This is a genomic window from Mycoplasma bradburyae, assembly GCF_024338845.1.
GTDB lineage: Bacteria > Bacillota_I > Bacilli_A > Mycoplasmatales > Mycoplasmoidaceae > Mycoplasmoides > Mycoplasmoides bradburyae.
In genome coordinates, this window is sequence record NZ_CP101414.1 from 707,173 (window position 1) to 721,940 (window position 14,768).

Sequence of the window (14,768 nt, forward strand, 5' to 3'; positions counted from 1 at the left end):
ATTTTCGTAGATCATTTGGCAATTATTATTTTTTAGGACCTTGGTTAGGCATTGGTCTTGGACCCATTGCTGGGTTTTGACCTGGCATAGGTCTTGGGCCATTTTGCATAGGTTGTTGACCTGGTTGATTTGGCATCGGTCTTGGACCCATTGCTGGGTTTTGACCAGGTTGTTGGTTAGGCATTGGTCTAGGTCCACCTATTTGCATAGTTGGATTTTGACCTGGTTGTTGGTTAGGCATTGGTCTTGGACCTTGTGCGTTAGGATTAGGTTGTTGACCTGGTTGATTTGGCATTGGTCTTGGACCCATTGCTGGGTTTTGACCAAGCATTGGTCTTTGACCTTGTGCACCAGGCATAGGAGCTTGACCAGGCATTCATCTAGGTCCGCCTATTTGCATAGTTGGGTTTTGACCTGGCATTTGTTGTTGGTTAAATTGACCATGTTGATTAGGCATTGGTCTTGGACCACCAGGCATTTGACCAAACCCAGGACCCATTTGTTGATTAGGCATTCCATTAGGATTTGGATTCATGTTGTTTGGTTGGTTACCAACTTGCATTGTTGGAGCGTTACCAAATTGCGCAGCAACTGCCTGAGTATTAAGTTGTTCTGTAGGAATATTACCAGTAGGAACTGCTTGAGTAGGTTGAGCGTTTAATGCTTCTGTGCTTAAAGGTTCAGGTTTAACTTCTTCAGTTTGATTTTCAGCAACTTCTTCTTGTTCTTGAGCTTGTTCTTCGTATTCTTCTTCAGAAGCTTGCATAGCCATGATCGCTTCAATCATTTGGCGTCTTGTTTTCATAAAGAAGATACCACCAGCGGCTAGTAAAGCGATAGCTGCTACTAACCCTATACCAGCACCAACAATTTGTAAAATTCCTTCAATACTTAATTCATATCCTTCATAAGAATTTAATAAGAATTGGAATGTACTAACATTAATCATTTGAATAGATTCCATTCCATTTTCCATCACCTTAACATTAATTTCATTTGAAGGAATAGCTAATATCGCAAGGAATGCGATACCCAATATTAAGGCAATACCTCCGATAGCCATTAAAATAATAGCTATCAATCTACGTTTTTTTAATGTATTTAAATCTTGACCCATTATAGTTTGTTCAGCAAAAGCTGTTATCCTTATTTTAAATAATTAAAATTCTTTTTTAAATAAAAATCTTACTTATCTTAATTATTTTTGTATTAGTAGTTATACTAAGCTTTTTTAGATTTAGCTTCAATTACTTTTTCAACTACTGATTTAGGAGCTTCTGCGTAGTGAGAGAACTGCATAATGTAGTTTCCACGACCTTGAGTGAATGATCTTAGATCTGTTGCGTAACCAAACATTTCACTTAAAGGAACTTTTGCTTTAATTACTTGAATATTATCGCGTGATTCAGTCCCTTCAATCATCCCTCTTCTAGAAGAGATATCACCCATAGTGTCACCGAAGTATTGTTCAGGAACAGTTACTTCAATTCCCATAATCGGTTCTAATAAAGCGGGTTGACATCGTTTACCAGCTTCTTTAAGCGCCATTGATGCAGCAATCTTATAAGCCATTTCGTTTGAGTCAACATCGTGGTATGAACCATCAAATAAACTCGCTTTAATATCGATCATTGGGTAACCAGCTAAAGGTCCGTTGTTCATAGCAGCTTCCAAACCTGCTTTAACTGACTTAATGTATTCTTTAGGAATCTTACCACCAACGATCTTATCTTCGAATTCAAATCCTTTTTCATGGTTAGGTTCAAATGTAATCACTACGTGACCATATTGACCTCTACCACCTGATTGTTTAATGTATTTACCTTCAACATCAGCTTTCGCTTTTAATGTTTCACGGTAGCTTACTTGAGGCGCACCTACATTAACATCAACTTTGAATTCTCTTCTTAAACGGTCAACTAAGATGTCAAGGTGTAATTCACCCATACCAGCAATAATTGTTTGACCTGTTTCTTCATCAGTAAATGTTCTGAATGTTGGATCTTCTTCAGCTAATTTAGATAATGATAGACCCATTTTTTCTTGGTCAGCTTTAGTTTTAGGTTCAACAGCTAATGAGATTACTGGTTCAGCAAAAGACATTGATTCTAATGTAACTTCTTGTCCTTCTGATGTAATTGTATCTCCAGTCGTTGTATCTTTAAGACCTACGATTGCACAGATATCACCAGCTCTGATTTCATCGATTTCATTACGTTGTTGAGCGTGCATCTTAACAATTCTTGAAACACGTTCTTTTTTATCTTTAGTTGTGTTGTAAACATAAGAACCTGAAGTTAACACCCCAGAATACACTCTAAGGAATGTTAATCTACCAACATAAGGGTCAGTAGCAACTTTAAAAGCTAATCCAACAAATGGAGCATCATCACTTGTTGAGATACGAACTTCTTCATCGCCTTTGTAACCTTTAGCAGCTGGTACATCAACTGGTGAAGGTAAGTAATCAACTACTGCATCTAATAAAGGTTTAACACCTTTATTCTTAAATGCTGTACCACAAAGAACTGGGAATAAAGAAGATGAAATAACCCCTTTACGGATACAAGATTTGATTTCTTCTTTTGTAACTTGTTCTCCGTTTAAGTATTTTTCCATTACTGCTTCATCAAATGTTACAACTTCATCTAACATGTGAGCATAAGCTTTATCAGCTTGTTCTTTGAATTCAGCAGGAATATCTTTGATTTCGTAGTTTTCGTTTTCACCACCATCAAAGAAGTATGCTTTCATTTCAACTAAATCGATGATTCCGTTGAAATCACTTTCAGAACCTATTGGTAATTGAATTGGAACCGCTTTAACACCTAAACGAGAGTGGATTGAAGCAACTGATTTTTCGAAGTTAGCACCAGTTTTATCCATTTTGTTTACAAAAACAATTCTAGGCACTTCGTATCTACTTGCTTGACGTCAAACAGTTTCAGTTTGAGGTTCTACACCCATTTGAGCATCTAATACTGCTACAGCACCATCTAATACTCTTAATGAACGTTCAACTTCAACAGTAAAGTCAACGTGTCCAGGGGTATCAATTAAGTTTAATTGGCAATCTTTTCAAGTAACTGAAGTAGCTGCTGATGTAATCGTAATACCACGTTCTTTTTCTTGAGCCATTCAGTCCATAACTGACGCACCATCGTGAGTTTCACCGATTTTGTGAGTCTTACCTGAATGGAATAAAATTCTTTCAGAAGTTGTTGTTTTACCGGCATCAATATGAGCCATGATACCGAAGTTTCTGAATTTTTCTAAAGGATATTGTCTAGCCATAATTGTTTATAATTACATTCTCATATGAGCAAACGCTTTGTTAGCTTCTGCCATTTTGTGAGTATCTTCACGTTTTTTAACTGATGCACCTACATTGTTTGAAGCATCAATAATTTCGTTAGCAATTTTTTCTAACATTGTTTTTTCGTGACGTTTTCTTGAGAAAGTTACTAATCATCTAAGTGCTAAAGTAACTTTTCTTTCAGGACTTACATCAGTAGGTACTTGATAGTTAGCACCAGCAATACGACGAACTTTAAGTTCTAGTCTTGGCATGATGTTTTCTACTGCTTTATTAAATATTTCTAATGGGTCTTTTTGAGTTTTTTCAGCTATCACATCAAATGAACCATATAGAATCTTTTGAGCTATCCCTTTTTTACCATCTAGCATAATGGTGTTGATCGCTCTTGTAACCAGTACTGAGTTATAAACTGGGTCTGGTAGTACTTTTCTTTTTTCAGCTTGATTTTTACGCATATCTTAGACCTATTTTTTCTTATCTGCTTTCGGACGTTTTGCACCATATGCAGAACGTTGTTGTCTTCTTTTATCTACACCAGTAGTGTCTAATGTACCACGAACAATGTGATATCTTACCCCTGGTAAGTCTTTTACACGACCACCTCTGATTAACACAACAGAGTGTTCTTGTAAGTTATGACCTTCACCTGGAATATAAGCTAATACTTCCATTCCGTTTGTTAATTTAACCTTAGCATATTTACGTAACGCTGAGTTAGGTTTTTTGGGAGTCATTGTCCCTACACGAGTACATACACCTCTTTTAAATGGAGATGATTTGTCAGTAATCTTTTTTTCTAGGGTGTTTAAATTAACTTGTAACGCTGGAGATTTAGATTTTCTAACTTTATTTTTTCTTGGTTTTCTAATAAGTTGTGCAATTGTTGCCATATTATGTATTTATCTCCTACCTTATTTAACTAAACGTTTGTAGTACTCAACAACGTATGATTCATTGATATCAGCAGGTAGTTCATTACGTTCTGGATATCTTACATAAGTTCCTGATAATGTTTTTTTATTTACTTCAACAAACGGAGCTGTAGCTTTAGATTCTAAAGCCAATTTAACTAATGGTAAGTTGTGAGCTCTTTGTTTTAATTCGATTACTGATCCTAATGGAATAATCGCACTAGGAATATCAAAAGTTTTACCATTCACTAATACGTGACCATGGTTAACTAATTGTCTAGCACCTCTTCTAGTTGGTGCAAAACCCATACGGAACACTAAACTATCAAGTCTAGATTCTAGAGTTCTAAATAGGTTCATTGTTAAGATCCCGCTCATCTTTTTAGATACAGCGAATAATCTTCTAAACTGACGGTCGTTTAAACCATACATGAATTGCATTTTTTGCTTTTCTTGTAATTGTTCACCGTAGTTTGATAATTTAGGACGAATTAAAGATCCATGTTGTCCAGGAACTTTAACACCTTTTTTTGACTTGTTATTCGTAAATTCTTTTCCAGATTCAAGAATTGAGAAATTCAATCTTCTAGATTTACGATAAATACTGCCTGTATATCGTGACATTTATGAAAATCCTTGTTTATGTGAATTTATACACGCAAACAAACATTAGATATAAAACTAATTCTTAAATAATAAAAAGATGTTAAACGCTTTCGGTAATATCAGCCTACCTAGTAACGAACCCAATAGCTTTTTATATAAAACTATTACGCATCCTTTGTTTTAGTTTAATATTAGTTTGCTGAACGTGCTTTATATATTATATAACAAAATGCTTAATTTCTTAGCTGAAAAAATTAGAACTAATGCATCTTGTTAAGATAAGATAATAAATTAAACCTTTTTAGTGGTTTAATTTATGGTTTTAATTAATTATGATCTCGATTAAAGAGACATGTTAGCGTAGTTTTTGAAACCGTCAACGCCTTCACCGATAGAAGCTAATCTAGCTTGGTTATCAGATGTAATTGTTCTTACCATTTGGTTTAGGTAGAATGCTGACTTAACGTCTTGACCGTCACCAACTTTAGTTAAGCTAGGAGTAGCTGCGATCAATGCTTTTAATTGAGTTTTGATTTCAGTGAATAGCATAGCATCAGTATCTGCTGCTGCTGGAGCTAATTTTTCGATTGCGTCATTAGTTAAACCTGCAATCGGTCTAGTGTTTAAGAAGATACCAACGGCATCCATTCAAGTTGAGTTAGTCATCTTGTAGAAGCTTACAAAGTTGTCTAAACTAGTGTAGTTGCTTGAAACGTAAGATTCAGCAGCTTTTAATTGTTTGCTTAAAGCATCAACAGAGTTTAATAAACCTTTTTTAGTAAATCCAGGCATGTTAGCTTCGTTACCATAGATAGCATCGCTTAATTTAGATAAAACTTTTTTAGATTCTTCATTAGCTTTAGCTACAGCCATTTGTAACTTAGATTGAGCGTTACCTTCTTTTTTAATGATAGCGTTAGCAGCTCACATGTCAGTTTGATCTTTAACAGATTTAACAACTTCAGTAGCTTTATTGAATCTAGCTAAAATTGTTGAACCTTTGTTTAAGTTAGCTAATAATTTAGCTTCAACACCTGCTTTGTTATTAGCTGGAGTAGTTAATTGAACAGCGTTAATAGCACCATCAATAATTCTTAATTCACGGTCCATAAGTAGAGCCATGATGTTACCGAATAGTTTGAAAACGTTTTCAGGAGTTGAGTTGTTGCTGAATTGAGTTCCTAAGAAACCGTTTAAAGCTTCGAAGAATCTAGCTAAGTCATTGTATGAATCGCCAGCTACAGGTTTAGAGAAATTGTAAACGTCTACATTATTAAGTTTGTAGAAAGTTTTTAGTCCATCACCAGCTTGAGCTAATTCTCTTAAAGTTTTAGTTGTGTCAAAAATAACTGATTGGTTAAGAGCTTTTCCAAAAGTGTTGTATACAGTAAATACTTCTTTTCATTTAGCTACAAAACTATCTCTAGCTGCGTTCAATTGTTCTAATGTAGCACTTCCATTTGTTAGAGCAGTCATGTTATCACCGCCAAATTTTAATAATTCACCAAATTTAGTTTTGAAATCAGCTTTAAATGTTTTGATAGCTTCATTTGCTTTATTTTTAGCTTCGCCATCAGTCATTTTATCGATGATTGCTCTAAATTGCTTTCAAGCACCCATGAACATTTGTTCAGCTGGTTTAGCTTCAGGTTGAGCTGCAGGAGTAGCAGGAGCTGGAGCTGTTGATGAATCAGTACCACCTGTTCCTCCGCTACCAGAAGTATCACCTTCAACTAAAACAAGACTAGATCTAGAGCTTGTAGTATTACCACCAGCACCATTATTTGTACCCATAGCAGTACCACTCATCATAGTGCCAGCAGGAGCATCCGCAGGTATCTGTAACGAATTTTCTACAACATTTTTAACTTGGTTAATTGTCCCAATATTTCCAAAAGCTGCTTTTCTAAAATCAGCATCAGCTTTGAATTCATATTGTTTGCTTGCTTGAGCCATCTTACCACAAGAGCTTAGCGCAAGAGTTCCAACCATTGGCAACACAGCACCTAAACTAATAATTAATTTTTTAGATCGTTTCATATTATTTACAAAGCCTTTCTTAAATAAATAGGTTTTATACAGATTAATATTTTGCACTATTTTTTCAAAAATTTGCAAAATATGCTTTAGTCTATATTTAACAGTTAATTTCTTTTATTATTCTTATTTATTCATTATTAGCTATATTGTCATTCTATCTGCTAGAAAGACAAGATAATTCAAAATGAACATATATAAATTATATCGATAATAGAATAGAAAATAAAAAACAATTAAAAAAGTAGATATATAAGAATATCTACTTATTATATATGGTTATGATTGGTTAGACTTATTTTATGGTTGAGGGAATAAGAATGTGCCTTTAGTTTTTTCGTGAGATTTAGTGGCAAGATATTTTCTCAATGCTTCACGATAAGAATTAGTCTGGTTAGGATATTTAGTTTTATCTGTCCCATCAATAAGATTGTACGCTTCAATATTAATCTTATATTTCATTGGTTGATCTGAATCATCAAATCGAATATTGAATTTAAATTCAGTTTTTTTAGATTGAGCTAAATAATCAAAAACTCCTCGTTCTTGTTGTGCAACAAATCCATCTTTACTTCCACTATTATACCCACCTCAGAAAATCCCATAAGGTAATCCATACTTAGAATAAACAACACTACCACTAGAACCTGCTTGCAATGATGATCGTTCTACTTCTTGGGTAATTCCGTATTGATGGTAATACTTATTGTGATAAGATTGAATCTTTCCATTAAAGGTTTGTAATCTACCTAAAAGATTTTTATTGATATTTCCAGACAACAAACTATCTGGATTTTTGCTTAAATTGTTTTGCACCCATTTGAATCGGTTAACTGTTTTATTTTGATCATTTAATTCATCGATCCCTGGATAACCAGCAATATAAGCTTTATGTATGTCATCAAGACTAATTGCGGTGTCAGTTGAAGTTTTAACTGAAGGATAATCTATATCAACATAAGGTAGGTTTGGATTAGTTAAGTTGTATTGACCTGGGGTTTTAGCAACTTTTACTGATTCGTTAAGCTCATCGACAGCATCTAAAACATATTTACGAAGCAATTTACTTCCTATCAGCGCTCTTGGATTAAGTGAATCAATATCTTGAGCAATATTTACTTCAAAACTAATAACAGCAAAGTCTTTGTATAAACCAATACCTTTTTGAATAAATTGATCTGCCAACCTCTCTCTGTCTTGTTTATTATCAGAATAAGCACTTTCTAAAAGATTTTGCCCACCAAGACCTCCATTGATAAATTGTCCCTTGAATTGGCTATTTCATAACGATGAAAAATCCCTTTTAGTTTGTTCATCGCGAACAAAATCAACAGCAGCAAATATCGTTCTAGGAATTGTTAATAATCTATTAGAACTTACTCGATAAGTATTTTGATTATCGGGTACTTTATTATAAAAAGGAAGATCTTCTAATAAAGTTACGTATTTAGCCGGCTTATTAAATGATGGTGTTGGTTTAGGATAAAAACTAACATCATCAGATTTACCAATTGAAAAACCAACTGTTTCTGGAATTTTTTCTAAATCGTTTATTGGATTATCAAAATCATTAGCTCTTCATAATGTTTGAGCTACATGTAGGTTTGTTGCTACATATAATCGGTAAAGATTAGGATTTAAAACACTCTTTTGATAATCTAACAATCAACCCGTACCATTAGTTACGTAATAAAGCGTTTTATTCATTTGATCTTTAGGATCATTAAAATTGTAACGAGTATAAAATTGCAACGAAAAAGATCGTTTATAAATCTTATGATAAATTTCATTATCACTAAATACTTTGACTTCCGCGCGATTAGATGGACTACTAGTTTCAGATGAATCCGGTTCGCTATTATCTAAATTATCACCAGAATTGTTACCGCTAGATAAATCATTACCAAGATCATTATTCATTTCTGGTTTAGATTCTGTTGGAGGAATAATTTCTGGTTGAATTGGTTTATCTAATTTAGGTTGATTTGGTTGAATAATTACCGGTGAATTAGTTGTTTCGCTATTAGATGAATTATTATTATTATTATTATTTCTTGGATTCTTCAAGAATCCATCTATTTCCAAACTGTATGATCGTTTAATCTTAGGATCACCATTTTTAACCGATACGCTAACAATAAAAGATAAAACACCATTTTCATCATCAGCATTGAAATCGCCAAGATCAATATTTATATAATCAGTAAGATCTTTGTTATCATTTTTTTTAATCAATTTGACAACGAAATACTCTTGATAATTATCAAGATCGATTTGACTCGCAAAAATTTTTGAATGTTCTTTTTTATATTCAATTTTTAGATCATCATTAGTTATACTATTAACATCAACTTTATTTTTATCTGAAAAAAAGAGTTTATTTGGATCAAAACATGATGATGCAACAACACTGACCGCACTTAATCCACATAATAACTTAAATCAGCCAGTTTTCCTTAGCATAATTTTTCCTAATCTTTTGTTAATTTATATATTATAAATTATTGTTAAGAAATATAGCTGCATTGACAACGTAATAAAAAAAACATGTAGGTTTAGTTGCCTACATGTTTTAGTTGGTTTGGTTAGCAAATACTATTTGCTTTCTCCACCTTCTCCGCCACCATATTTCTTAGACATATCATCACGTCATTTTTTGAATCCGTCGATTTGTGTCTTAAGTTCGTCTCATTTTTCAGTTTTAAGAGCACTGTTAATACCGTCAACAATCTTAGTAAGACTTGCTTTTTCTTCAGCAGGTAGAGCTTCAGCTTCTTTAGATCCAAGAATTTCATTGATTGTATTCACGATACCTTCACCTTCGTAACGCATTTCAATTCTTTGTTTAACAATAGCGTCACGTTCTTTGTTTGCTTCAGCATCACGAATCATTCTTTGGATTTCGTTTTCATCTAATTCACTTGAGTTAGAGATTGTAATACTGTTTTCTTTACCAGTTGTTAAGTCTTTAGCTTTAACGTTTAAGATACCGTTAGCATCGATGTTGAAAGTAATTTCAATTTGCGGCTTACCTTTAGGAGCTGGTTGAATACCTCCTAGAGAGAATGTACCTAATGATTTATTTTCTCTAGCCATTGGACGTTCACCTTGGTAGATTGAAACGTCAACTGATTCTTGGTTATCTTGAGCTGTTGAGAAAATTTGTGATTTTGAAACTGGAATAGTTGTGTTTCTCTTAATAATTGGAGTAGCAACACCACCTAAAGTTTCAATAGCTAATGTTAAAGGAGTTACGTCTAATAATAAGATATCTTTAACATCCCCACGTAAAACCCCACCTTGTACAGCAGCACCTAGAGCAACTACTTCGTCTGGGTTAATTGTACGGTTAGGAGATTTACCAGGAATCATAGATTCAACTAGTTTTTGAACAGCTGGCATTCTTGTAGAACCACCAACTAAAAGAATTTCATCAATTTGGCTAGGCTCAACTTTAGCTTCTTTTAATACGTCAGCGATTGGGTTTCTAGTTCTTTCAACTAAATCTTTAGTGAATTCTTCGAACTTAGATCTAGATAAAGTTAATTCAGCGTTAACTGGACCTTCAGGAGTAACTGCGATAAATGGTAATGAGATGATTGCTTCTAATTGAGCTGATAATTCAATTTTAGCTCTTTCAGCAGCTTCTTTTAATCTTTGCATAGCCATCTTATCAGACTTAAGGTCTAATGATGGGTGATCTTTCTTGATTTGTTCAATGATTCATTCAATAATCTTGTTATCTCAGTCATCACCACCAAGTCTGTTATCACCAGCAGTAGCCATAACTTCGAAAGTACCATCAGCAATATCAAGTAATGAAACGTCGAATGTACCACCCCCAAGGTCATACACAAGAACCTTCATTTCACGATCACCTTTATCAATACCGTAAGCTAAAGCAGCAGCTGTAGGTTCGTTAATAATTCTTTCTACGTTTAAACCAGCGATCTTACCAGCTGTTTTAGTTGCTTGACGTTCTGCGTCGTTGAAATAAGCTGGAACAGTAATTACAGCTCTTGTAATTTTTTGCCCAGTTTTCTTTTCAGCAAAATCTTTAAGATAACTTAAGATGCTAGCAGAAACTTCTTCTGGAGATAATTCTTTTTCTACACCTTTATCGTTGATTTTAACTTTTTTGCTAGTACCCATTAAACGTTTAATAGAAACGATAGTGTTAGGGTTTGTTAGCATTTGACGTTTAGCAGCATCACCAACAATAATTTCACCATTCTTGTAAGAAACTACAGATGGAGTAGTTCTTTTACCTTCAGGGTTTTCAATTACAGTCTTTTGTGTACCTTCCATTACACATACACAAGAGTTGGTTGTTCCTAAGTCAATACCAATAATTAATCCGTTGTTATTATCAGACATTCTTAATTTAATCCTTTCGATTAGTTGATTCCAATTATTTGGTTTTAGTTATATGTATAAGATTATAATAAAAAATTAGCACTTTTACAATAAGATTGCTAATTTATTTTAGTTATTGCGATCTTATTGCATTTCTTATATATCAATATATATAATATGTAATACATAGAAGATCAATTAATGTTGAACGAAAATATTAACAAAAATAAGGTAAATATAAAAAGGATTGGTATTACAGCAGTTAGCTGTATTGTTTTATTAATCGCAATATTAACTGTTATCTTTCTAAAGAACACAAATTTTTCAAAGGTTTTTAGTATATTACAAAATCCGGTGAATCAAAGACAAAACTTGTTTATTATCTTAATATTCAGTTGCATGTGCTATGGATTTTTGTGACAATTTTTAACAGTGTATGTAATTGCTAGAAACTATAGTATTAAAGCTAAATGATATGAATGGTTAGTATACGCATTGGTAAGTACATTAATAAATAATGTTACTCCTTTTGCTAGCGGCGCTGAACCATACAAAGTGTATTGATTGGTTAAAAATAAAGTTAAGTTATCTGATGCAATAACAATTGTTGGTACTACAGCCATTTATTGATCATTTGTTCAGATTATTGTTACTTGACCAAGTTTTATTTATATATCAACTAAATATAATTTATTAGTTCAATCAGATAAAGGTTTGATAGCTTACTGATTTTCATTCTGCGGAATGATTGTTGATTTTTGTATTTTTTCAACTTTTGCAACTGCTGTCTTTAGTGTTAAATTTCACTTGTTCGTTTATAAATTAGTAAACAAAATTAGAAAGTTTTTAAAACTCAAAGAATTAAATGAAGATAAACGCATTCAATACATTAAACAAAAACATGCTTTTATTAAAGAATTTAAGCGTTATTGAATTGTTATTTTTCAAATACTATTTACTGGTAGTTTAGTCATTTTTCAATATAGTTCAGTGTATTTTTCTTTATCGATATTAGATTCTAAATTAGCTAGTGCATATAAATTTATTGATGTATTTAATTTTAGTAATGTATCAGTAACAGCTAATAACTTTATACCTATCCCTGGAGGCGAGGGTACCATTCAATTTACACTAGAACTTTATTTCACTTCATTAGTTAATAAATCGTTATTAAACCCTAATCTAATTGAATACTTTAATAGCGAATTGGTTCAATCTGATATTAATGACACCATTTTCTTGTGAAGATTTGGATTGTTTTATTTACCAACTATGATTGGCATTATTCCAGCTATATTTGAAATAAGCGTTTATTTCAAAACATTAGCTAAAGAAAAACAAGCAAAAATAATTGGTTCTTAACCGTAATAAATTTGTATATATTTTTATAAATATATTAAATTTACCGTATTTTTTTGTAAATATCAAATTAAAGAGTGTGCTTGATAAAAACAAAATAAAACTGCTTATAGTGATAATTTTAAACTTATTTAATATTCGATTTATTAATCGTATTTCTAATATTATTTGCTATGTTTTATAACAGAAATAAGCAGATAACATTTATATAGGTTTTTAGGGTTATCAATAAGAACTTATTTTTAATTTGTTTAAAAACAATCAAAAATATATAATATTTTTGTTTATGAAGAAAAAAACTTATAAAAAAACCTTATTATCACTTATAAATTTACTTTTACCAATATCAAGCAGTTTATCCCTTTCATCTTGTAAAACTAGTCAAGAAGCAGTAGAAGAAGAGAAAAAAGAAGAAATTAAATTGTCTGACGATAAAAAAGAAAATAATGACTCTATTAGCCCTTCTACAGATAAAACAAATAAAACAGAACAGGATAGCAATAATAATGATTCAGTTAATGAAGGTGATAATACTAACCAAAATAGTTCAGAAAATTTAGATAAAAATAACGAAAATTCTAGTTCAAATAACGAAGAATCGTCTGAAGTAAATGATTCACAATCATCCGACAATAACCAACCAAAAGTATTTAAAAATATTCATCATAATGGTTTGAAATTTTCGACAAATTTGCATAATATAGATGATTTCAATAATATAAATAATTCGTTTTTGCCTAGTCAAATAATGGATGAATTATCTAAAAATACAAATATCAAATTTGAAAATATTTCTTATGATGATACTTTAGGTAATTTTCAAGCGAATGTTACAAAAAATAATGACAACTTTCAATTAGCGATTACAGGCTTTAAAGCGTTAGCTCAATGTAGAGTTACTAGTATTTTTCAATTGAAAAATAATTATTATTACAAAAATAAAGTAACTCCTGAGATAGTTTCTAAATATGAAATGAATCAATTACTAGATGCTATTGATCCGTTTTATATTTCAAACGATGTTAATAACTCAAGTTTTTTACTTCAAGATTTATTTAAAGATAGTTCAAGATACACTATAAATAAATTTAAGTTAATCAACGAAAATAGGAGATATTACTTAGATTTAGAAATAACAGCTAAAGCATTTGTCTTAAACAAAAATCAAAAAACTGAAAAACAAGTAACTTTATACAGAAGTAATAGAGGTTTTTCTAATAATTTTTCTTTAAATGAATTCAACATACAGAATCAGCTTAATTATTTGTTAACAACAATAACTAAAAAGCAAACGGATAATACTTCTATTTATCCATCATATTATTTAGCTAAATTTAATAACGGAACTTTTGAACCTAGAAATATCATTGATTTACCTGAAAATAATAATAAAGCCGGAGAAAAATTCAATTTACCTATACAAATAACTCCCAAAAGAGTTGTAGCTGATGATAAAAAGGGGACTTTAACTTTTAGCGTTGAATTAAGATCTGAAAGTAACCAATATTCAGATGTTTATGTATCCGCAACTCAAGAATTTACTGTAGATGGATTCAGAATGTTGATAGGCAATGATTTGGAATCTCTAAAAAATAGTTTTGTAATTACTACTGCAGGACTTAATGAAAAACGAAACATAGCTAAAACAATTAAATCTTTAAAGGAACAAAATTCTAATAATCCTAATTTTGAAATAGATGTTCCAAATGAATTTAGGTTAAAAAATATTCTTACTAACATTGTTTTTTTAAGTGGTAATTACGAAGAAAACAGAGAAAACGATTTTCATTCTAGCAACTATTTCGAAATTTGATTTAATAATCGTAAATTAGGTACTGCCGATCAAAGATATTCAAACAGATATAGCGCTTTAACAACTGGAAATGGAATTAATGATATATTAATTGTAGTTGAAAGAATGATTCTAGATGTTAAGAAAATATCTAATATTAGAACCGAAGAAAACAAAATCAAAGCAGATTTTAAAGTAACTTTAAGTCTATATTTATCAAGCGATAACAATATTAATTTTAATTACGATTTGGTCGATATTAAATTGGATTTAAACAAATAATTTTTAGTTAAATTTTTCAAAATAACCAATAACAATTAATATTTTTAACAAATAAAAAGATTGAATTTGTTTATCAAAATTCAATCTTTTTTTATGCTTTTTTTTA

At 31.5% G+C, this 14,768-nt stretch carries 10 protein-coding genes; 2 read left to right on the forward strand and 8 right to left on the reverse strand.

Annotated elements, in window-relative coordinates; translation table 4 throughout:
- Positions 1–25: 25 nt before the first annotated feature.
- From NMG68_RS02785 to dnaK, 8 genes are all read right to left on the reverse strand, one after another.
- A complete protein-coding gene (locus tag NMG68_RS02785; RefSeq protein WP_255034444.1) occupies positions 26–1,117 on the reverse strand; it encodes a hypothetical protein in 1,092 nt (363 codons plus the stop codon).
- Between the two features lie 104 nt (positions 1,118–1,221).
- A complete protein-coding gene (gene fusA, locus NMG68_RS02790) occupies positions 1,222–3,294 on the reverse strand; it encodes an elongation factor G (protein WP_255034445.1) in 2,073 nt (690 codons plus the stop codon).
- A 12-nt stretch (positions 3,295–3,306) separates the two neighbouring features.
- Positions 3,307–3,774, reverse strand: coding sequence for a 30S ribosomal protein S7 (rpsG, locus tag NMG68_RS02795; protein WP_255034446.1), 468 nt, complete (start codon positions 3,772–3,774; stop codon positions 3,307–3,309).
- A 9-nt stretch (positions 3,775–3,783) separates the two neighbouring features.
- Positions 3,784–4,209, reverse strand: a complete 426-nt coding sequence (gene rpsL, locus NMG68_RS02800) for a 30S ribosomal protein S12 (RefSeq protein WP_255034447.1) — start codon at positions 4,207–4,209, stop codon at positions 3,784–3,786.
- Between the two features lie 21 nt (positions 4,210–4,230).
- A complete protein-coding gene (gene rpsD / locus NMG68_RS02805) occupies positions 4,231–4,854 on the reverse strand; it encodes a 30S ribosomal protein S4 (protein ID WP_255034448.1) in 624 nt (207 codons plus the stop codon).
- 324 nt (positions 4,855–5,178) lie between these two features.
- Positions 5,179–6,876 carry a hypothetical protein gene (locus NMG68_RS02810; protein WP_255034449.1) on the reverse strand — a complete coding sequence of 566 codons (1,698 nt, stop codon included), beginning with the start codon at positions 6,874–6,876 and terminating at the stop codon, positions 5,179–5,181.
- Between the two features lie 297 nt (positions 6,877–7,173).
- Entirely contained in the window at positions 7,174–9,336 is a 2,163-nt protein-coding gene (locus NMG68_RS02815; RefSeq protein WP_255034450.1) for an MIP family Ig-specific serine endopeptidase, read from the reverse strand.
- 132 nt (positions 9,337–9,468) lie between these two features.
- On the reverse strand, positions 9,469–11,250 hold the full coding sequence (gene dnaK, locus NMG68_RS02820) for a molecular chaperone DnaK (RefSeq protein WP_255034451.1): 1,782 nt from the start codon (positions 11,248–11,250) through the stop codon (positions 9,469–9,471).
- A gap of 180 nt (positions 11,251–11,430) precedes the next feature.
- Between dnaK and NMG68_RS02825 the strand changes: the two genes are divergently transcribed.
- Together NMG68_RS02825 and NMG68_RS02830 are read left to right on the forward strand one after the other, a co-directional pair.
- Complete coding sequence (locus NMG68_RS02825) at positions 11,431–12,591, forward strand: lysylphosphatidylglycerol synthase transmembrane domain-containing protein (RefSeq protein ID WP_255034452.1); 1,161 nt, start codon at positions 11,431–11,433, stop codon at positions 12,589–12,591.
- A gap of 283 nt (positions 12,592–12,874) precedes the next feature.
- Positions 12,875–14,662 (forward strand): hypothetical protein, encoded by a 1,788-nt coding sequence (locus NMG68_RS02830; protein ID WP_255034453.1) that lies wholly within the window; start codon positions 12,875–12,877, stop codon positions 14,660–14,662.
- Positions 14,663–14,768 lie beyond the last annotated feature (106 nt).